Origin of the sequence: Pseudomonas cyclaminis (genome assembly GCF_015163715.1) — a bacterium.
Taxonomy (GTDB): Bacteria; Pseudomonadota; Gammaproteobacteria; order Pseudomonadales; family Pseudomonadaceae; genus Aquipseudomonas; species Aquipseudomonas cyclaminis.
Window position 1 is genome coordinate 1 of record NZ_JADDUM010000030.1, and the last position, 19,593, is coordinate 19,593.

At 62.0% G+C, this 19,593-nt stretch carries 16 protein-coding genes and 3 pseudogenes; 9 read left to right on the top strand and 10 right to left on the bottom strand.

What is annotated here, in order from left to right; all coding sequences use genetic code 11:
* Window positions 1-100: 100 nt before the first annotated feature.
* The 3 genes and pseudogenes from IQK56_RS04250 (at window position 101) to IQK56_RS04260 (ending at window position 4,677) form a co-directional block, all read left to right on the top strand.
* Window positions 101-535, top strand: a complete 435-nt coding sequence (locus IQK56_RS04250; protein WP_193863496.1) for a MarR family transcriptional regulator — start codon at window positions 101-103, stop codon at window positions 533-535.
* 142 nt (window positions 536-677) lie between these two features.
* Window positions 678-1,163 (top strand): (2Fe-2S)-binding protein, encoded by a 486-nt coding sequence (locus tag IQK56_RS04255; RefSeq protein WP_150760156.1) that lies wholly within the window; start codon window positions 678-680, stop codon window positions 1,161-1,163.
* Window positions 1,160-4,677, top strand: a pseudogene (locus IQK56_RS04260) (molybdopterin cofactor-binding domain-containing protein). Before IQK56_RS04255 ends, IQK56_RS04260 begins: the two are co-directional and overlap by 4 nt.
* A 15-nt stretch (window positions 4,678-4,692) precedes the next feature.
* On the opposite strand, the gene IQK56_RS04265 reads toward IQK56_RS04260, so the two are convergent.
* On the bottom strand, window positions 4,693-5,346 hold the full coding sequence (locus IQK56_RS04265) for a TetR/AcrR family transcriptional regulator (RefSeq protein ID WP_122307878.1): 654 nt from the start codon (window positions 5,344-5,346) through the stop codon (window positions 4,693-4,695).
* Between the two features lie 160 nt (window positions 5,347-5,506).
* Between IQK56_RS04265 and ggt the strand changes: the two genes are divergently transcribed.
* Window positions 5,507-7,231, top strand: coding sequence for a gamma-glutamyltransferase (gene ggt, locus IQK56_RS04270; protein ID WP_193863498.1), 1,725 nt, complete (start codon window positions 5,507-5,509; stop codon window positions 7,229-7,231).
* A 50-nt stretch (window positions 7,232-7,281) separates the two neighbouring features.
* Here ggt and IQK56_RS04275 read toward each other — a convergent pair whose 3' ends face one another.
* From IQK56_RS04275 to IQK56_RS31670, 4 genes and pseudogenes are all read right to left on the bottom strand, one after another.
* Window positions 7,282-7,806, bottom strand: a complete 525-nt coding sequence (locus IQK56_RS04275) for an AAA family ATPase (RefSeq protein ID WP_193863499.1) — start codon at window positions 7,804-7,806, stop codon at window positions 7,282-7,284.
* Complete coding sequence (gene pnuC, locus IQK56_RS04280) at window positions 7,803-8,366, bottom strand: nicotinamide riboside transporter PnuC (protein WP_193863500.1); 564 nt, start codon at window positions 8,364-8,366, stop codon at window positions 7,803-7,805. The genes IQK56_RS04275 and pnuC overlap by 4 nt, the downstream gene beginning before the upstream one ends.
* Before the next feature lie 120 nt (window positions 8,367-8,486).
* Entirely contained in the window at window positions 8,487-9,512 is a 1,026-nt protein-coding gene (locus tag IQK56_RS31665) for a methyl-accepting chemotaxis protein (RefSeq protein ID WP_425274576.1), read from the bottom strand.
* A 96-nt stretch (window positions 9,513-9,608) separates the two neighbouring features.
* Window positions 9,609-10,120 (bottom strand): annotated as a pseudogene (locus IQK56_RS31670) (cache domain-containing protein); the annotation flags it as partial.
* Between the two features lie 232 nt (window positions 10,121-10,352).
* Between IQK56_RS31670 and IQK56_RS04290 the strand changes: the two are divergent.
* Window positions 10,353-11,183, top strand: a complete 831-nt coding sequence (locus IQK56_RS04290; RefSeq protein ID WP_078733417.1) for an undecaprenyl-diphosphate phosphatase — start codon at window positions 10,353-10,355, stop codon at window positions 11,181-11,183.
* Window positions 11,180-11,563 (top strand): DUF1294 domain-containing protein, encoded by a 384-nt coding sequence (locus IQK56_RS04295; RefSeq protein WP_193863501.1) that lies wholly within the window; start codon window positions 11,180-11,182, stop codon window positions 11,561-11,563. The genes IQK56_RS04290 and IQK56_RS04295 overlap by 4 nt, the downstream gene beginning before the upstream one ends.
* Here the strand turns inward: IQK56_RS04295 and IQK56_RS04300 are convergent.
* Both IQK56_RS04300 and IQK56_RS04305 read right to left on the bottom strand, forming a co-directional pair.
* Entirely contained in the window at window positions 11,552-11,908 is a 357-nt protein-coding gene (locus IQK56_RS04300) for an MmcQ/YjbR family DNA-binding protein (RefSeq protein ID WP_012723994.1), read from the bottom strand. The two genes, IQK56_RS04295 and IQK56_RS04300, sit on opposite strands and share 12 nt — an antisense overlap.
* The gene (locus IQK56_RS04305; RefSeq protein ID WP_150760151.1) at window positions 11,905-12,813 is read right to left on the bottom strand and encodes a LysR substrate-binding domain-containing protein; all 909 of its coding nucleotides are present in this window, start codon (window positions 12,811-12,813) and stop codon (window positions 11,905-11,907) included. The genes IQK56_RS04300 and IQK56_RS04305 overlap by 4 nt, the downstream gene beginning before the upstream one ends.
* A gap of 125 nt (window positions 12,814-12,938) precedes the next feature.
* Here IQK56_RS04305 and IQK56_RS04310 point away from each other — a divergent pair, with 125 nt between their 5' ends.
* Together IQK56_RS04310 and IQK56_RS04315 are read left to right on the top strand one after the other, a co-directional pair.
* Window positions 12,939-13,550, top strand: coding sequence for an FMN-dependent NADH-azoreductase (locus IQK56_RS04310; RefSeq protein WP_122305682.1), 612 nt, complete (start codon window positions 12,939-12,941; stop codon window positions 13,548-13,550).
* A 211-nt stretch (window positions 13,551-13,761) separates the two neighbouring features.
* On the top strand, window positions 13,762-14,799 hold the full coding sequence (locus IQK56_RS04315) for an alpha/beta hydrolase family protein (protein ID WP_150676588.1): 1,038 nt from the start codon (window positions 13,762-13,764) through the stop codon (window positions 14,797-14,799).
* Here the strand turns inward: IQK56_RS04315 and IQK56_RS04320 are convergent.
* Together IQK56_RS04320 and IQK56_RS04325 are read right to left on the bottom strand one after the other, a co-directional pair.
* Window positions 14,793-15,967: pseudogene (locus IQK56_RS04320) on the bottom strand (MFS transporter). The gene IQK56_RS04315 and the pseudogene IQK56_RS04320 overlap by 7 nt on opposite strands.
* 163 nt (window positions 15,968-16,130) lie before the next feature.
* On the bottom strand, window positions 16,131-17,717 hold the full coding sequence (locus tag IQK56_RS04325) for an ABC-F family ATPase (RefSeq protein ID WP_081797888.1): 1,587 nt from the start codon (window positions 17,715-17,717) through the stop codon (window positions 16,131-16,133).
* A 330-nt stretch (window positions 17,718-18,047) separates the two neighbouring features.
* Between IQK56_RS04325 and IQK56_RS04330 the strand changes: the two genes are divergently transcribed.
* Window positions 18,048-18,245: a hypothetical protein gene (locus IQK56_RS04330; protein WP_122305679.1), complete on the top strand. Its 198-nt coding sequence runs from the start codon at window positions 18,048-18,050 to the stop codon at window positions 18,243-18,245.
* 49 nt (window positions 18,246-18,294) lie between these two features.
* Here IQK56_RS04330 and IQK56_RS04335 read toward each other — a convergent pair whose 3' ends face one another.
* On the bottom strand, window positions 18,295-19,533 hold the full coding sequence (locus tag IQK56_RS04335; protein WP_150760148.1) for an MFS transporter: 1,239 nt from the start codon (window positions 19,531-19,533) through the stop codon (window positions 18,295-18,297).
* Window positions 19,534-19,593: the final 60 nt, after the last annotated feature.

Below are 19,593 nucleotides of genomic sequence, written 5' to 3' on the forward strand. Positions count from 1 at the left end.
TTCGACTTGCCCCCTCCCACCTTTCAATTGTGTAGACCTTGAGAACCTCAACCAAGCCCGCCATCATGCCTCCCCAATACCCACCACCACCGAGCCCGCCGTGCCTGATTCCTACGTTTTCTCTGAGCAAGTCGGCCACCTGCTGCGCAAGGCCTACCAGCGCCACCTGGCGATCTTTCAGCAGAATGTCGGCGACTCCCAGCTCACCGCCGTGCAATTCGTCACCTTGTGCGCGCTGCGCGATCACGGTGCAAGTTCCCTCACCGAGCTGGTCAAGGCCACCGCCGTGGACCAGGCGACCATTCGCGGCATCGTCGAGCGGCTCAAGGCCAAGGAACTGATCAGCCTGGAGCCCGACCCACAGGACAAGCGCAAAGTGGTGGTGGACCTGTCTGCCGCCGGCGCCGAACTGGTCGCCCAAACCGCCCCCCGCGCCGCGCAGATCAGCGAATTGACCATGAGCAACCTCAACCCCGCCGAGCGCGTAGCGGTGTTGTTTCTGTTGCGCAAGATGATCGACGAGCCCCAGGAGTAAGCATCCCTGGCACCGTTTTTGCTCTAAGTTCGTGTAGTAGCCACTTCATCAGTCGAGTGTGTCGCGAGGCCCCAGGTGCGCGACGCTTTTTTTTGACTATTTTATGTAGTAGGCACTTCATCAACTGTCACAGGCGAAGCGCATGATCAGCCAGCACACCACGGTAACGCTTAAGGTTAACGGCCAGCCCAACGAAGTCACGGCCATGGCGGATACCCCGCTGTTGCTGGTGCTGCGCAATGACCTGGCACTCAACGGCCCCAAATACGGCTGCGGCCTGGGCGAGTGCGGTGCCTGTACCGTGATCATCGATGGTGTGGCGGCCCGTGCCTGTGTGTTCCCGCTGTCGGGCGCCGTGGGGCGCGAGATTGTCACCCTCGAAGGCTTGGGCACGCGCCAGGCGCCGCATCCGGTGCAGCAGGCGTTTATCGATGAGCAGGCCGCACAATGCGGCTACTGCCTCAACGGCATGATCATGACCGCCAAGGCTTTGCTCGACCGCAATCCCAACCCCAGCGAAGTCCAGGTCCGTAATGAACTGTCGGGCAACCTCTGCCGCTGCGGCACCCATATCGAAATCCTGCGTGCCGTGCTGCGTGCTGCGCGCCTCATGAATGTTGAGGGATGACCATGACCCTTTCCCGAGACCAGTGGCTGGCCAAGGCCGGTGTGTTGTTGATCGTCGATGACGTGCTGCCACCGTCGGGCCCGGTGGCCAAGGGCGGCACACCCACGGTCAAACCCAAGGAACTGGGGCTGTTTATCGCGGTGAACGATGACGGCCTGGTGTACGCCTTTAATGGTCACGTCGACCTGGGCACCGGCATTCGTACGTCGCTGGCGCAGATCGTCGCCGAAGAACTGGACCTGACGCTGGAGCAAGTGAAGATGGTGCTCGGCGACACCGAGCGCGTGCCGAACCAGGGCGCGACCATTGCCAGCGCGACGTTGCAGATTTCTGCGGTGCCGTTGCGCAATGCGGCGGCAGAGGCGCGGCGCTTTTTGCTGGCCCGTGCGGCGGGGCGCTGGGGCGTCAGCACGGCCAGCCTCAAGGTAGAAGCCGGTGTGATCCAGGCGGCGGACGGGCGCAGCACCACGTATGCGGCACTGGTCAGCGGCCAGCACGACCAACTGCACATCAGCGGCGATGCCCCGCTCAAGGCCATTGAAGATTACCGCCTGGTCGGCAAGGGCGCTGCGCGGGTGGATATCCCCGGCAAGGCCACCGGCGAACTGACCTACGTGCACGATATGCGCGTGCCGGGCATGCTGCACGGCCGGGTGATTCGCCCACCGTATGCCGGTTTGGATTGCGGGGAGTTCGTCGGCAATAGCCTGCTGCGCGTGGATGAAGCCTCCATCGCGCACATCCCCGGGATTGTCGCGGTGGTGGTGATCCGTGATTTTGTCGGCGTGGTGGCGCTGCGCGAAGAGCAGGCAATCAAGGCCGCCCAAGCGCTGCACGTGGAGTGGAAACCCTGGAACGACGGGTTGCCCGACATGAGCGACGTGGAACAGGCCATCCGCGACAACCCCCGCGTGCGCCGCACGGTGCTTGACCAGGGTAACGTCGACGAAGCCCTGGCCAACGCCGCCCAGCGCATGCCGCGCACGTACCTGTGGCCGTATCAGATGCATGGCTCCATCGGCCCGTCCTGCGGTGTCGCGGACTATCAAGCCACGGGCAGCCGCGTGTGGTCCGGCAGCCAGAACCCGCACCTGCTGCGCGCCGATCTGGCGTGGCTGCTGGAGTGCGATGAAGCGCTAATCGACGTGATCCGCATGGAAGCCGCCGGTTGCTACGGGCGCAATTGCGCCGATGACGTGTGCGCCGACGCCTTGCTGCTGTCCCGTGCCGTGGGCAAACCGGTGCGCGTGCAACTGACCCGCGAACAGGAACATCTGTGGGAACCCAAGGGCACCGCGCAATTGATGGAGGTGGACGGCGGCCTGAATGCCGACGGCAGCATCGCGGCCTACGACTTTGAAACCAGCTACCCCTCCAACGGTGCGCCGACCCTCGCGCTGCTGCTCACCGGGCGCGTCGAGCCGGTGGCGGCGATGTTCGAGATGGGTGACCGCACTTCGATCCCGCCCTACGACATCGACAACCTGCGCGTGACCATCAACGACATGGCGCCCATCGTGCGCGCCTCGTGGATGCGCGGCGTATCGGCGCTGCCCAACACCTTTGCCCATGAATCCTATATCGACGAACTGGCTTTCGCCGCTGGCGTCGACCCGGTGGAATATCGCCTGCGCTACCTCAAGGATGAGCGCGCTATCGAGTTGGTGAAATCCACCGCCGAACGCGCCAATTGGTCACCGCGCACTGCGCCGATGCAAACCGCCAATGAAGACCATGTGCTGCGTGGTCGTGGCTTTGCCTATGCGCGCTACATCCACAGCAAGTTCCCCGGTTTCGGCGCGGCTTGGGCGGCGTGGGTCGCGGACGTGGCCATCGACAAGCACACCGGCGATGTGTCGGTGACGCGGGTGGTGATCGGCCACGACTCAGGGATGATGATCAACCCGGCGGGGGTGCAGCATCAGATCCACGGCAATGTGATCCAGTCCACCAGCCGCGTGCTCAAGGAACGGGTGACATTTGAAGAGTCGACTGTGGCCAGCAAGGAGTGGGGTGGCTACCCGATCCTGACCTTCCCCGAAGTGCCGCAGATTGACGTGTTGATGATGCCGCGCCAGGACCAGCCGCCCATGGGCGCGGGTGAGTCGGCCTCGGTGCCCAGTGCGGCGGCGATTGCCAACGCGATCTATGACGCCACCGGGATTCGGTTTCGCGAGTTGCCGATCACCCCGGAGCGGGTGTTGGCTGCATTGAACGCCGGCACCTTGGGCGAGCCGGCCAAGTCGCCGCACAAGCGTCGCAATGGTGGTTCGGTGCACTGTTCGCGACCTTGGGCGCAGTGCTCGCCACGGCGTGGCCGTTTCACAGTGAAATCGCACCCATCGCACCGCCCAGCGCCGGCACCTGGTCCAAGGCCACCCTGGAACGCGGGCGCTTGCTCGCGGCCCTGGGTGACTGCGCGGTGTGCCACACGGCGCCGGGCGGCGCGACCAACGCCGGTGGGTTGGCCATGGAAACACCCTTCGGCACGCTGTACAGCAGCAATATCACCCCCGATGTGCAGACGGGGATTGGCGCCTGGTCGTACCCGGCCTTTGAGCGGGCGATGCGCGATGGCATTGGTCGCGACGGGCGCAACCTGTACCCGGCGTTTCCGTACACGGCGTTCCGCAACATCAACGATGCCGACATGCAGGCGCTGTATGCCTACCTGATGTCCCACGCGCCGGTGAGCCAGGCCCCGACGCCGAATGCGATGGGCTTTCCATTCAATCTGCGGCCGTTGATGGCAGGGTGGAATGCACTGAATCTGTGGCGCGGTGAAATCACCGCGCAGCCGGAGCGCGGTGAGCAATGGAATCGTGGCAATTACCTGGTCAATGGCCTGGGCCACTGCGCCGCGTGCCACTCGCCGCGCAACCTGCTGGGCGCGGAGAAGGGCGGCAAGGCGTTTCTGGCCGGTGGGGTGGTGGATGGCTGGGAGGCACCGGCGTTGAACGGGTTGTCCAAGGCGCCGACGCCATGGACCGAGGATCAACTGTTCAGCTATTTGAGCACGGGTTACTCCGAAGCCCATGGTGTGGCGGCGGGGCCGATGGGACCGGTGGTGAGTGAGCTGGCGAAACTGCCCGAGGCGGATATCCGGGCGATGGCGGTGTACCTGGCTTCGTTGAAGGGTGAAGCCGTTGCCGAAGTGCAGGTGGCGACCTCGGTGCCGAACCCCAATGGCCGGCGCGTATTCGAAGGTTCGTGCAGGGCCTGCCATGCCGATGGCTTGGGGCCGAAGTTGTTTGGGGTCAGCCCGTCACTGGCCAGCAATACCAATGTGCACAGCGATCAGCCGGACAATCTGATCAAGGTGATTTTGCAGGGGATCAGCAATCCGGCGACCCGGGACTTGGGGTATATGCCGGGGTTCAGGGACAGTTTGTCGAATAGCCAGGTCACGGATTTGGTTGCGTATTTGCGCGGGCAATTTGCGCCGAATGCACCGGCCTGGAAGGGCGTGGAGCAGAAGGTGGCGCACCTGCGAGCCAACCCCGGCACTCACTGAACCCACATTCAGACCTCAGTTTGCCAGGGGAAACGGTGTGACGCCGCGCAGCACCAGATCGGTGATAAACACCAGCCAATCCTGCTGCTGCCCTTTGTGCGCCAGGTCCTCACCCAGGAATGAGCTGAGGGTATGGCGGTTGGAGTTATAGAAGTAGCACAGCGAGGCGATCATCAAGTACACGTGCTTGAGGTCTACATCCTGACGGAACAGGCCCTGAACCTGGCCCGCTTCGATGATCGGGCGCAGCACGCCCACGGCTTCCCCTGACAGCCTGCGCATCTCTCCCGACTGCTTGGCGTGCTTGCCCTGGTGCAGGTTTTCGATGCTCAGGATCGCCACGAACTCCGGGTGCTTGACGTAGTAATTCCAGATAAACGCCACCAGGTCGCGCAAGGCCTGCACCGGTGCCGCCAGGTCCAGTTTGAGCTTGCTTTCGGCTTGGTTGAATTGCTCGTAGATGTGCTCCAGCACGCAGACGAACAGGTGTTCCTTGCTGCCGAAGTAGTAATAGAGCATGCGGTCGTTGGAGTCGGCTTCCTTGGAAATGGCATCGACGCGCCCGCCGGAATAGCCGTCGCGGGTGAACACCTTGATCGCCGCCTGCAAGATGCGCGCACGGGTCTGGTCGGCCTGTTGGGCACGGATACCGGTCTTCTTGATCACCATGTCTAAGCGCCTTGCACGACAGTCAGGGCGCGAAATATAGCATGGGCTTTTTTCGGTCCGTTCCATGACCGACAAGTTCTGTAATAAAAACGCCATTGCGCTGGGGATTAAATCTGCGGCGGGCTATTTTGGTGCGTCTCAACAACTAGAGTAGCCATGGATGAAATACCAACCCTTCAGCCGTACCTTGATTGCCACTGCCCTGGTGTTGACGGTCAGTGGTGTACAGGCCGCTTCCCAGGCCCCGGTGGCCGGTGAAAATGGCATGGTGGTGACGGCCCAGCATTTGGCAACTCATGTCGGCGTGGATGTACTCAAGGCCGGCGGCAATGCAGTGGATGCGGCCGTGGCCGTGGGCTACGCGCTGGCGGTGGTGTACCCGGCGGCGGGTAACCTGGGCGGCGGCGGCTTCATGACCGTGCAACTGGCGGACGGACGCAAGACCTTCCTCGACTTCCGCGAAAAAGCCCCGCTGGCCGCCACCGCGAACATGTACCTGGACAAGGACGGCAACGTCATCGAAGGCCTCAGCGCCAAGGGCCACCTCGCCGTAGGCGTGCCCGGCACCGTGTCGGGCATGGAACTGGCGCTGAGCAAGTACGGCACCCTCAAGCGCGCCCAGGTGATTGCCCCGGCGATCAAGCTGGCGGAAAACGGCTTCGCCCTGGAACAAGGCGATATCGACCTGCTGCACACCGCCACCGGCGAGTTCGAGAAAGACAAGGACCTGCGCGGCATCTTCCTGCACAACGGCCAACCCATGCAGGTCGGCCAGAAACTGGTGCAGAAAGACCTGGCCAAAACCCTCAAGGAAATCTCCGCCAAGGGCACAGACGGTTTCTATAAAGGGTGGGTCGCCAAGGCCCTGGTGGATTCCAGCCAGGCTGGCAAGGGCATCATCACCCAGGCTGATCTCGACAAATACAAGACCCGTGAACTGGCGCCCATCGAGTGCGATTACCGTGGCTACCACGTCGTCTCCGCGCCGCCGCCAAGCTCGGGCGGCGTCGTGATCTGCCAGATCATGAACATCCTTGAAGGCTACCCGATGGCCGACCTGGGCTATCACTCGGCCCAAGGCCTGCACTATCAGATCGAAGCCATGCGCCACGCCTATGTGGACCGCAACAGCTACCTCGGCGACCCGGACTTCGTGAAGAACCCGATCGAGCATCTGCTGGATAAAAACTACGCCGCCAAACTGCGCGCAGCCATCGAACCGCAAAAGGCCGGGGATTCCCAGGCGATCAAACCGGGTGTCTCGCCCCATGAAGGCAACAACACCACTCACTACTCCATCGTCGACAAGTGGGGCAATGCGGTCTCCGTCACCTACACCCTCAACGACTGGTTCGGCGCGGGCGTGATGGCGAGCAAGACCGGTGTGATCCTCAACGATGAAATGGACGACTTCACCGTCAAGGTCGGCGTGCCGAACATGTACGGGCTGGTGCAGGGTGAAGCCAACGCCATCGCCCCAGGCAAGGCGCCGCTGTCGTCGATGAGCCCGACCATCGTGACCAAGGATGGCAAGGCCGTGATGGTGGTGGGTACGCCGGGTGGCAGCCGCATTATCACCGCGACCTTGCTGACCATCTTGAACGTGATCGACTACAAGATGAACATCCAGGAAACCGTGGACGCGCCGCGTTTCCACCAGCAGTGGATGCCGGACACCACCAACCTTGAGACCTTTGCCGTCAGCCCGGACACCCAGAAACTTCTGGAAAGCTGGGGTCACAAGTTTGCCGGGCCGCAGGATGCGAACCATTTGGCGGCGATCCTGGTGGGCGCGCCTGCATTGGGTGGCAAGCCGGTGGGTAACAATCGCTTCTATGGTGCGAACGACCCACGTCGTAACACGGGCCTGTCCCTGGGCTACTGAAGCCTGACGAATGTGGGAGGGGGCTTGCCCGCTCCCACAGTAAGGCAGTGTTAAGGTTCAAGCAGGTGTTCCACTGCCGCAAACGCCGCAGCGCGGCGTGCCTCCCAATCCCCACGAATCACCACCACCGGCTGCTGATGCTGCTGCATCCACTCCAGGCTTTGCTGGAAAAACTCGCGTCGATCTTCCAGCTCCGGCTGGCAGCGTTGGCCATCGGCCGTCCACTCCACATCTTCCGGCGAGAGCAGCAGGTGCAGGTCGTAATGACGGGCCAGCAGCTCATCGTCGAGCCATGCCGGGCAGTCGCCGAACAGGGTCTGGCTCCATAGCGTGTTGGTGAGCAGGTGGGTGTCGAGGATCAGCAGGCGCGGGTATTCGGCACGGGCCGCGTCTTCCCAGGCCAGTTGGCCACGGGCGATGGCCGGGATATCTGCCAGGCATGTATCGCGCTGATGGTGATCGATGAAATGGCGTACATATTCGCCGACCATCAACCCGCCGAAGTGCGCATGCAACTCAGCCGCCAGCCAGCTTTTGCCACTGGATTCGGGCCCCGCCAGCACCACTACCTTCATGGTTGCAGCGCCGGATCGGCACGCCATTCGCGCCAGCCTTGTATGGCGATCACGGTGAATAGCGCATAGAGACCGGCGGTGAGGTACAGGCCTTTATAGAGGAACAGCCCGACGAAGATTACATCCACGGCAATCCATAACGGCCAGCATTGCACGCGTTTCTGCGCCATCCACATTTGCGCCACCAGGCTGAAGCCGGTGAGGGCGGCGTCGAGCCAGGGTTGCGCGGCATCGGTCCAGTGGGCCATGGCGGCGCCGAGCAGCAGGCTGCCCACCGCGCCGATCGCCAGGCTGGTCATGATTGCCGGCGCGCCCAGGCTCGTGACCTGGCGGCCCTGCCTGACCTCGCCGGCACGGGTCCACTGCCACCAGCCATAGACTTGCAGCGCGGCGTAGATCACTTGCAGCAGCATGTCGGAATAGAGTTTCACGTCGTAGAACACCCAGGTGTACAGCAACACCATCACCAGGCCGATGGGCCAGCACCAGGGGTTTTGCTTGACCGTGAGCCAGACAGCGATCACCCCCAGGGCAGCGGCGAACAGTTCAAGCCCGGACATGGTGATTCCTTGGGGGAGTGGGAGAGGGCGGTGATTGTAACCAAAGACGCTAGCCTGTTGGAGTCGGGTGTTGTTGTGGTGAGGGGTGCAAACCCGCTCACCACATATCCCTTGACAGGGTTAGACCTTGAACTGGCGCAGGAGGCCGTCCAGTTGCTCGCTCAAACCGCGCAAATGCGCGCTGGCCACACTGGACTGCTCCGCCGCCAACGCCGTGCTGTGGGACAACCCCGCCGCCTGGGTAACGTTCTGGTTGATGTCCTCCACCACATGGGCCTGTTGCAACGTGGCACTGGCAATCGACGCGTTCAGGCCGTTGAGGTTGTGCAGTGCCTGGCCGATGGCGGTAAGGCTGGCGCCGGCCTGGCCCGCTTGCTCGATGGTCAGTTGCGAGGCGCTATGGCTGTCGCTGATCACCTTGACCGCCGCTTCCGAGTGCCCTTGCAGGCGCTCGATCATCGCCTGGATTTCAGCGGTGGACTTCTGTGTGCGTTGGGCGAGCAGGCGGACTTCGTCGGCCACCACCGCAAACCCACGGCCTTGCTCCCCGGCGCGGGCGGCTTCGATGGCGGCGTTCAGGGCCAGCAGGTTGGTCTGGTCGGCGATGGAGCGGATCACTTCCAGCACGCCACCGATCTGGGTGCTTTCGCTGGACAGCGTGCGGATCACTTCCACGGCCTGGCTGATGGTGCTGGAGAGCTGGTCGATCTGTTGCAGGCTGCCGTCGATATTGACCTGGCCTTGTTGCGCCTGGGCCTGGGCATCGCGCATTTCGCTGGCGGCATGTTCCGCGTTCTTGGCCACGTCCTGCACGCCGTAAGTGACTTCGTTGATGGCAGTGGCCACCAGCTCCATCTGTTGCGACTGCTGCTGGCTGCGGTCGTGGGCCTGGCTGGCGTTGTTGCCCAGCTCGGTAGAGGACTGGCCCAAGGCGTTGGCGCACACCTGCAACTGACTCACCACCTGGCGCAGCTTGGCGGTGAAGCTGTTGAAGTGCTGGGACAGTTGGGTGACTTCGTCACGGCCGTGGGTGTCGAGACTGCGGGTCAGGTCGCTTTCGCCGCTGGCGATATTGCCCATGGCGTTCACCGCCGCCTGCAACGGACGCACGATGCTGCGCGCAATCAGCGACACCAGCAGACCCATCACCAGCGCAATGACCAGGCCGACCACTGAAGCTTTCCAGACCTGGCCGGTGAACTCGGCCTGTACGTCGTCCACGTACACGCCGGAGCCGATAATCCAGCCCCAGGGTTCGAACAGCTGGATATAGGAAGTCTTCGCCACGGGCGCTGTGCGCCGGGCTTGGGCCAGCGATAGTTGACGATGCCGGCGCCCTTGGTCTTCGCCAGGTTCACGAACTCGTTGAACACCGCAAACCCATCGGGATCGCGGATGGCCGAGAGGTTCTGGCCATCGAGCTTGGGGTTGGCCGGGTGCATGATCATCACGGGCGTGAGGTCGTTGATCCAGAAATAGTCGTCGTGGTCGTAACGCAACCCGCGCACCGCGCTCAGGGCTTGTTTCTGGGCCGCGTCGCGAGTCATCACGCCGGTAGTTTCCAGGCCGTGATAAAACGTCAGGATCCCGCTGGCGGTCTGGACCACATGTTGGGTCTGTTGTCGCTTGGCTTGGTAAAGGTCGTCGTGGATCTGCTTGAGCATCAGCAAACCCAGGGTCAGCAGCATCAGCACGGCGACTATCAGGATCAGCCAGAGGCGTCGGCTGATCGACATATTGCGCAAACTGTTCATCGTCCTGGCACTCCGGGCTTTTTATAATTGTGGGCGTCGCATCGACTTTTACGCCTTGTCTGATAGGCTTTCGGCCTGTAATCGGAAAACCTGAGTACTGCCTGATTTTCACAGCATTTTTGCAGGCCGGTGTTGACCATCATCAACATTGGGCCTTCAGCGCGCGCGTCGTCAGTGAACCATTAAAAAAGACTAGTGAGGCATGCCACCGCGCATGACCTTTGGGGGAAGCATGGATTTTTGGACCGCCATTCAGGCATTGATTCTTGGTGTAGTGGAAGGGCTGACGGAGTTCCTGCCGATTTCCAGCACCGGCCACCAGATCATTGTCGCCGACTTGATTGGCTTCGGTGGTGAGCGCTTCGAAGCGTTCAATATCATTATCCAGTTGGGTGCCATTCTGGCCGTCGTCTGGGAGTTTCGCCGCAAGATCCTGGACGTGGTCGTCGGTTTGCCGACTCAGCGCAATGCCCAGCGTTTCACCGTGAACCTGATCATCGCCGTGCTACCGGCAGTGGTGCTGGGGGTGATTTTCGCGAACGCGATCAAGCATTACCTGTTCAACCCGATCACGGTGGCGTCCGCCTTGGTGGTGGGTGGGGTGATCATGTTGTGGGCTGAGCGGCGCGAACATACCGTGCATGCTGAAACGGTCGATGACATCACTTGGAAAGACGCCCTCAAGGTCGGCTTTGCCCAGTGCCTGGCAATGATCCCCGGTACCTCGCGCTCCGGTGCCACCATCATCGGCGGCCTGCTGTTCGGCCTGTCGCGCAAGACGGCCACCGAGTTCTCGTTTTTCCTGGCCATGCCGACCATGGTTGGCGCGGCGCTGTACTCGGGCTACAAGTACCGCGACCTGTTCCAGCCGGCGGACCTGCCGGTGTTTGCCATCGGGTTTGTCACCTCGTTCATTTTCGCGATGATCGCGGTCAAGGGCCTGCTCAAGTTCATCGCCAGCCATAGCTACGCGGCGTTTGCCTGGTACCGCATCGGCTTTGGCCTGCTGATCCTGGCGACCTGGCAGTTCGGTTGGATCGACTGGGCGGCGGCCAAGGCATGAGCATCCAGCACCCACGCTTGAAGGCGGCGCTCTTTGTGCTGTTGTTCGCGTCGCCGCTGTTGGGGTCGGTGCTGGTGTGGCAACGCGGCGAAACCGTGGTCCCGCTGGCGGCCTATGGCGTGGTCAGCGTGATCGCGTTTTTCCTGTACTGGAGTGACAAACGCAAGGCGCAGACCGACAGCTGGCGCACCCCGGAAAACATCCTCCACGCTGTGGAGCTGGCGGGCGGTTGGCCGGGGGCTTTGATTGCCCAGCAGGTGTTCCGGCACAAGACACGCAAAGTGTCTTTCCAGGTGCTGTTCTGGGCGATTGTGCTGCTGCACCAGGTGTTCTGGTTGGACCAGTTGTTCCTCGGCGGCACGTTGCTGTCAGTCCTCTAGCAACAAGCCGATCTGCGTGCGCTTGGGCAATTTGCTCACCACCAATTGGTGGGAGCGCTGCAACAAGCCTCGCAGTTCCTCGGCGCCCAGCGGGTAGGGTGTGTTCATGATGATCCACTGCGCACGGGCCAGGTACGGCGCGGGGTGGATGCCGGGACGGTCGACGTGGCCCAGGAACAGCTCCTTGTCGACCTTGAACGCCAGCGAATCACCGCGCAGGTTTTGCAGGGCGAACATCTTGTTGCCGGCAATCGAGAACACCCGCACGCCGCCCCATTTATAGTCCTCCCGCGCACCCGGCAGGCTCAGGCAAAAGGTGGCGACTTGCGCTTCGGTCATTTTCATAGCAGACGGTCTCCGCAGCTTTTAAAGCCTTCTTCCAGGTAATCGATCCAGGCACGAATGGCCGGCAGCACGCCGCGCCGGTGCGGGTACACCGCCTGTAACCAGCCGCCCGGCAGTGACCATTGCGGCAGCAGTTGCACCAAGTGGCCGTTGGCCAATTCTTCCTCGCAATACATCATCGGCAGCACGGTGAAGCCCAGGCCCATGATGGCACTGGCCTTGCGCACGTTGAAGTCATCCACGCCCAGGCGCGCTTCCATGATCAGGTCGTGGGGGTTGCCCTGTGGGTCGATGATGCGTTGGTGCACCATACGATCCGCCTCCAGCGCGCCGAGTATCGGCAACTGCTTGAGGTCATCAAGTGTGCTGATGTGGCGGCCTTGCAGGAAGTTCGGGCTGGCAACCAGGGCCGTCTGGGCCGGGCGCAGGCGCTTGGTGACCAGCAGCGGGTCTTCATCCCCCAACTCGCGAACACGCAACGCCACATCGATGCCTTCGGCCACCAGATCGACGCGGCGGTTGACCAGGGTCATTTCCAGCTGAACCTGAGGATGCGCGGCGAGAAATCCAGCGACCACATCCGGCATGATGTTCTGTGCCAACCCCACCGGGCATGTCACCCGCAACCGGCCACGGGGCTCGCTGGACATGCTGGCCACGGCCTCATCGGCCATCTCGGCTTCCAGCAGCATTGCCTGGCAGTGGCGCAGGTAGCGCTCGCCGACGGCGGTGAGGGTCAGCTGGCGCGTGGTGCGTTGCAGCAGGCGGGCGCCCAGGCGTTCTTCCAGCTCGGCAATCCGCCTCGACAGCCGCGACTTGGGAATGCCCAGCAGCCGACCAGCGGCCGCGAAACCGCCGGCTTCGACGACTTTGGCGAAATAGTAGAGATCGTTGAGGTCTTGCATGGCGCGCCTATTGTCCTGTCAGTGGGACAAACTATCGCATTACAGGCGGCTTATCGAGTATTGGTTTCATGCGTAGCATCACCACCATCTGATCGCCACTGTCGATCCCACCTCGGAGATCCATCATGAAACTGTTGCATATCGATTCCAGCATCCTCGGCGACAACTCCGCTTCCCGTCAGCTCAGCGCCGGTGTGGTGAAGGCCTGGCAAGCGGCCGAGCCGGGTGTGGAAGTGACTTACCGTGACCTGGCCAGCGACGCGATCAACCACTTCTCCGGCGCCACCCTGGGCGCGTTGGGCACCGCCGCTGACCTGCGCGACGCTGCGCAAAAGCACGAAGCTGAACTGAGCGCTTCGTCCCTGGCTGAATTCCTCGCTGCCGACGCCATTGTGGTGGGTGCGCCGATGTACAACTTCACCATCCCGACCCAGCTGAAAGCCTGGATCGACCGTATCGCCGTCGCCGGTCAGACGTTCCGTTACACCGAAGCCGGTCCGGAAGGCCTGTGCGGTAACAAGAAAGTCATCATCGTATCCACCGCTGGCGGCTTGCATGCTGGTCAAGCGTCGGGCGCGGCCCATGAAGGCTACCTGAAACTGCTGTTCGGCTTCCTCGGCATCACCAACATCGAAATTGTGCGGGCCGAAGGCCTGGCTTACGGTGATGAAGTACGCAGCAAGTCCCTGAGCGACGCTAACGTACTGATCAACGATCAATTGTTCGCCGCCGCGTAAAACGTATGTAAATATCGCCTTTCCTCGGTTTCAATCTGAAGCCGAGCGCCTAAACTCTGTATTCTGTTTGCCTGAACGCGACCGGAATACGGAGTTTTTTCGTTTCTCCGCTGTCTCCTTTGATGTGGCCCAGGTTGTGCAAGCATGGGTTCAATACCCTGGACTTTTCATTCGACATGTCGGTTCTCACGCAGCAAAGGTGGACATCCCCATGATGCGTCTTTGTGCTGTTCTGGTTCTTTCCCTGCTCGGCGGCCTGATTTCAGTGCACGCCGCGCCCGCGCCGCACCCCCATTGGAGTGTCGGCTTTCATCGCATGACGTTTCTTGATCCGCTCGACCTGCAGCCCATGAAAGCCGTGGCGTTCTACCCGTCTACCGGCCTAGAGCACACCACGCAGTTGGGCGCCTATCACGTCGCCGCCACCGAAGATTCCAGGATTGCCATCGGCCGTTTCCCGATGCTGATGCTGTCCCATGGCAACACCGGCACGCCTTTGGCCCTGCATGACCTGGCCACATCCCTGGCGCGTAAAGGTTTTGTGGTGGTGGCGGTGCTGCACCCCGGCGACAACTACAAGGACCACAGCCGTCTGGGCACGCTGAGCAATCTGTATGGACGGCCGATCCAGATTTCCGAAGCGATCACCGCTACCTTGGCGGACCCGATGCTGTCGCCGTTTGTTGATATTGACCAGGTGGGCGTGATCGGCTATTCCGCCGGGGGTGAAACCGCGCTGATCCTCGCCGGCGCCAAGCCTGATTTCGACCGCCTGCGCCGCTATTGCCAGGAACGCCCGGAAGACCGCGACGCCTGCACTACCAAAGGCGAGCTGGTGGTGGACCGTGACGACTTGCAGCCGCAATCCGACCCGCGTATCCACGCCTTGATGCTGATGGCGCCACTGAGCCTGATGTTCGGCCGTCACACCTTGGCCGATGTGCATGTGCCAGTGCTGCTCTACAGCGGCGACGGTGACAAGCTGGTGGCCGTGGACAAGAACGCCGAGGCCCTGGCGCGCAAATTGCCTGATCCGCCGAATTTCAAGCTGCTGGCCGGGGCAGGGCACTTCGTGTTCATGGCGCCGTGCGACAGCGACCAGTTGGCCGCCATGCCGGCCATCTGCACCGACGCTGATGGTGTCGACCGCGAAGGCATCCACCGCGACCTGATCTCGGAAGCCGGGCGCTTTTTCACCCGCACCCTCGGCCAGGCCACGCGTGCCGGTCTGCAGACCGCTGATCAGTAAGCGCGGCGCTTAAGCAGCAAGGTCACGCCCAGCGCTGTGACCGACAGCAATGCCGCGCAAAAGAAGATCCAGCCGTACCCCAGGTTCAGCGCCACAAAACCCATCAACGCCCGGCAATCGCCAGGGCCAGGTCAAAAAACACCGCATATGCACTCAAGCCAGCGCCACGGCTGCTGTTGGGCACTTGTTTGATGGCTTCTACACCCAGTGCGGGATACACCAGCGACAGGCCAAAACCCGTCAGTCCAGCGCCGATGAGCGCCACGCCGGTGGACGGCGCCAGCCACAACAAGGTGAGGCCGAAGGTCTCGATAACCATGCACGCGATGGCGGCGTTGAACCCGCCAAAGCGGCTGATCGCCGAGATAAACACCAGGCGCGACAGAATAAAGCACACGCCAAACACCGAGAGGCAGTACGCCGCGCCTTCCCAGCCGCGATTGAGGTAGTAGAGGGTAATAAAGGTGGTCAGCGTGCCGTAGCCAATCGAAGACAGGCACAAGCTGGCCCCAAATGGCGCGATACGCCCAAACACTGCCCAGAATGGCAGGCGTTCGCCGCGCACCACCGGTACCGAGGGCTTGTTGCGGATCAGCGCCAGGCCGAGTGCCGCGAGCACGGCCAGGGCAATCCCGAGGCTGTTGTAGCCATACTCGGCCACCATCACCACCCCCAGCGGTGCACCGATGGCGATGGCGCCATAGGACGCAATGCCATTCCATGAAATCGACCGCGCCGTGTGCTCTGCGCCAACCTGGCCCATGCACCAACTGATGGTGCCTACGCCGATCAGGCCTTGGGCCACGCCCAGCAACAGCCTCGCGACGATCAGAATGCCCAGGCTCAAGCTGGGCATACTTTCCAGCAGCGTCGCGAAAAAGGTCAGCACACCGCTGACCAAAATACCCGCCAGCCCCAGCACAATTGCCCGTTTGGTGCCGACGTTGTCCGACATCCGCCCAGCCATGGGGCGGCTGAGCAGGGTCGCCAGATACTGCGAACCGATGGTAATCCCAGCCACCACGGCGCTGAACCCGAGTTGTTCATGCACGTAGCCGGGGATGACCGCAATCGGCAGGCCGATGCAGATAAAAGCAATGAAGGTATAGAAGACGATGGAGACGATCTGCAGGGTGATCGACAGGGAAGAGGGGGCGGCGGCTGACATGGGCACTCGTTCGCGGGCGGGCGGTGAGGGCATCATGGCAAGGGCGTGGGGGAAAAGGAAGCAGCCTAACTATTAATGATAGCGCTCAATCAAACGCAAAAAGCCCTGTCACAGTGGACAGGGCTCTATCTTGCTGCTTGTAGCTAACAGCTGATCGCTGTTCTTAAAACACCACGCCTTGGCTACGCAGGTAGTCATCGTAGGTGCCGCTGAAGTCGATCACGCCATCGGCGCTCAACTCGATGATGCGGGTAGCCAGGGACGATACGAACTCGCGGTCGTGGCTGACAAAGATCAGCGTGCCCGGGTAGTTTTCCAGCGCCAGGTTCAGCGCCTCGATGGATTCCATGTCCAAGTGGTTGGTCGGTTCGTCCATGATCAGCACGTTCGGCTTTTGCAGGATCAGCTTGCCGAACAGCATGCGACCTTGCTCACCACCGGAGATCACCTTGACCGACTTGAGGATCTCGTCGTTGGAGAACAGCATGCGGCCCAGCGTTCCGCGAATCATCTGCTCGCCCTGAGTCCACTGGCCCATCCAGTCGAACAGGGTGACGTCGTCTTCGAAGTCGTGCGCGTGATCCTGGGCGTAGTAGCCCAGTTCTGCCGCGTCGGTCCATTTGATGCTGCCTGCGTCCGGGGTCAATTCGTTGACCAGGGTGCGCAACAGGGTGGTCTTGCCGATACCGTTCGGGCCGATGATCGCCACGCGCTCGCCGGCTTCAACCTGGAAGCTGAAATCCTTGAACAGCGGCTTGCCGTCGAAACCCTTGGCCATTTTTTCGACCATGACAGCCTGGCGGTGCAGTTTCTTGTTCTGATCGAAACGGATGAACGGGCTCACACGGCTCGAAGGCTTGACCTCGGCCAGCTGGATCTTGTCGATCGCCTTGGCACGGGAAGTCGCCTGCTTGGCTTTCGAGGCGTTGGCCGAGAAGCGGCTGACGAAGGATTGCAGCTCGGAGATCTGCGCCTTCTTCTTGGCGTTGTCCGACAGCAGCTGCTCGCGGGACTGGGTCGCCACGGTCATGTACTCGTCGTAGTTGCCCGGGAACAGGCGCAGCTCGCCGTAGTCCAGGTCAGCCATGTGGGTGCATACGCTGTTCAGGAAGTGACGGTCGTGAGAGATGATGATCATCAGGCTGTTACGCTGGGTCAGGATGTTTTCCAGCCAGCGGATGGTGTTGATGTCCAAGTGGTTGGTCGGTTCGTCGAGCAACAGCACTTCAGGATCGGAGAACAGCGCCTGGGCCAGCAATACGCGCAGCTTCCAGCCTGGGGACACTTCGCTCATCGGGCCGAAGTGCTGTTCCAGGGGAATGCCCAGGCCCAGCAGCAGCTCGCCGGCACGGGACTCGGCGGTGTAGCCGTCCATCTCGGCGAACTCGGTTTCCAGCTCGGCCACGGCCATGCCGTCGTCTTCGCTCATTTCCGGCAGCGAGTAGATACGGTCGCGCTCGGCCTTGACCTTCCACAGCTCCTCGTGGCCCATGATCACGGTGTCGAGCACAGTGAATTCTTCATAGGCGAACTGGTCCTGGCGCAGTTTACCCAGGCGTACATTCGGCTCCAGCATGACCTGGCCGCCCGACGGATCGAGATCGCCGCCGAGGATTTTCATGAAGGTCGACTTGCCGCAACCGTTGGCACCGATCAAACCATACCGGTTGCCGGCGCCGAACTTGACCGAGACGTTCTCAAAGAGCGGCTTGGCGCCGAACTGCATGGTGATGTTAGCTGTGGAGATCAATTACTTTACCTATCAATGGGTTGCGAGCGTGGCAGCAGGCGCCGTCAGGCATGCATCAACAGCGACATCAAGGCGCGAAACCCGGTCGCTGAGCAAAAAAATGGGGATGTGTGTTGGAATTTGGCGCGCATTGTCGCATATGTGAGGCGACAGTTGTATGGCAGAGAACGACGGGTGTTCAGAGCCCTGTAAAGCTGGAATCCACTCCTCGTGCGGGTCGGCGGTCTGTTTCAGGTATTTCGCCATTCGTCTAATGCCCGGCACTTGTTCCGGCCTGCCGCCTCACAGCTTTAAGCGCGGATATCCCGAGCCTAAGAACGGAGAGCCAGCATGGACATCAATGAGAACGCCCCAGGCAATCTTTCACAGCAGGCCGTAACGCGCGGCACAGATAATGAGACAGGGCACGACCCGAGAAATGATGAGGACTCTATCCCTCTACCGCCGGACGATGATGCACCGCTGGAAGAGGACATGTCCGATGTCGATGCTGCCGATTCGGTCGCCAGCGAGCATCCCGACAACTGAATATGTGTCGAGTAACGAACCCGGCCAGGCGCCGGGTTTTCTGTATCCATCATGCAGCCGGTGCATGAGGCGCGAAGAGCGGCTTATCCAACGTCTCCGGCATCGCCACCCACAGCAGCGCCAACGCCACACCTGCCACACCGGCCAGGGTCAGGAAGGCCGCGTTGTAACCCGCCTGTTGCACCACGAACCCCGCCAGGCTGTTGCTCAATGCCGCGCCCAGGCCAAACACCGTGGACAGAGCACCCAGGCTCACGTTGAAACGGCCGGTGCCTTGGGTCAGGTCTTTGACGATCACGGGGAACAGCGCGCCGAAGATCCCCGCGCCGATGCCGTCGAGCATTTGCACGGCCACCAGCCAATAGGGGTCGCTGGACAGGGTGTAGAGCACGCCACGCAGCGGCAGGATCATGAAGCCGAACATCAGCAACGGCTTGCGCCCCCACACGTCAGCCTTGACGCCTACCAGCCAGGCGATCGGCACCATCACCAGTTGTGCGGCGACGATGCAGGCTGAAGTCAGCGGGGTGGCCATCTGCAGGTTGATTTGGGACAGCTTCTGGCTGACCAGCGGCAACATGGCGGCGTTGGCCAGGTGGAAGAGGGCGCAGCAAATGGCGAACAGCAGCAGCGGGCGGTTGGCCAGCAATACTTTGACGCCCGAGGGGTGTTCGTGGTCGGTGGCGTGGGCCGGATCGAAGCCGCGGGCGACTTCATGGTCGATGGCCTTGGCGGATACGCAACTGACCGCGACGATACTGGCCACCGCCATAAACGCCATCAGGTAGAACACCACGACCGGTCCATACAAGTAAGCCAAGCCACCGGCCAGCAGGGCGGCCACGGCGTTGCCGGCGTGGTTGAAGGTTTCATTGCGCCCGGTGCGGCGGGTAAAGGCGCGCGGACCGGTGATCCCAAGTGAAATCGCGGAGATTGCCGGGGCAAACACGGATGCGGCGACGGCGCTGGCTGCCTGGGTCAAGGCCACCAGGCTGAACGAGCTGACGAAGGGCAGCACCAGGCAACTGGCGGTCACCAGGATGGCGGCGAGGGCAACCACGGCACGCTTGCTGCGGGTGCGGTCAATCAGTGCACCGGCGGGGCCCTGGGTGAGCAGCGCGGCGATACCCGCCAGGGTCATGACCACGCCGATGCTGGCCGGGTCCCACTTGTGCACGGCCAGCAGGTAGATGGCCAGGTACGGGCCGAGGCCGTCGCGCACATCCGCCAGGAAGAAGTTCAGGCTGTCCAAAGACAGGGCATTACGCAGGTCGGAGTGGTTGGCCACGATGAGGGCTTCGCAGAGGCGGTGTTCAAGGGCTGAACACGCATTGCGTTAGTGACCTGC

Coding starts and splice junctions, on each gene's coding strand:
- IQK56_RS04275 (WP_193863499.1), bottom strand. CDS start 7,806: ATGAAGGTAGTGGTGCTGGCGGGGCCCGAATCCAGTGGCAAAAGCTGG.
- IQK56_RS04295 (WP_193863501.1), top strand. CDS start 11,180: ATGAGCATCCAGCACCCACGCTTGAAGGCGGCGCTCTTTGTGCTGTTG.
- IQK56_RS04330 (WP_122305679.1), top strand. CDS start 18,048: ATGGACATCAATGAGAACGCCCCAGGCAATCTTTCACAGCAGGCCGTA.
- IQK56_RS31665 (WP_425274576.1), bottom strand. CDS start 9,512: ATGGGTCTGCTGGTGTCGCTGATTGCGCGCAGCATCGTGCGTCCGTTG.
- IQK56_RS04305 (WP_150760151.1), bottom strand. CDS start 12,813: ATGCAAGACCTCAACGATCTCTACTATTTCGCCAAAGTCGTCGAAGCC.
- IQK56_RS04265 (WP_122307878.1), bottom strand. CDS start 5,346: ATGGTGATCAAGAAGACCGGTATCCGTGCCCAACAGGCCGACCAGACC.
- IQK56_RS04300 (WP_012723994.1), bottom strand. CDS start 11,908: ATGAAAATGACCGAAGCGCAAGTCGCCACCTTTTGCCTGAGCCTGCCG.
- IQK56_RS04255 (WP_150760156.1), top strand. CDS start 678: ATGATCAGCCAGCACACCACGGTAACGCTTAAGGTTAACGGCCAGCCC.
- IQK56_RS04290 (WP_078733417.1), top strand. CDS start 10,353: ATGGATTTTTGGACCGCCATTCAGGCATTGATTCTTGGTGTAGTGGAA.
- ggt (WP_193863498.1), top strand. CDS start 5,507: ATGAAATACCAACCCTTCAGCCGTACCTTGATTGCCACTGCCCTGGTG.
- pnuC (WP_193863500.1), bottom strand. CDS start 8,366: ATGTCCGGGCTTGAACTGTTCGCCGCTGCCCTGGGGGTGATCGCTGTC.
- IQK56_RS04315 (WP_150676588.1), top strand. CDS start 13,762: ATGATGCGTCTTTGTGCTGTTCTGGTTCTTTCCCTGCTCGGCGGCCTG.
- IQK56_RS04310 (WP_122305682.1), top strand. CDS start 12,939: ATGAAACTGTTGCATATCGATTCCAGCATCCTCGGCGACAACTCCGCT.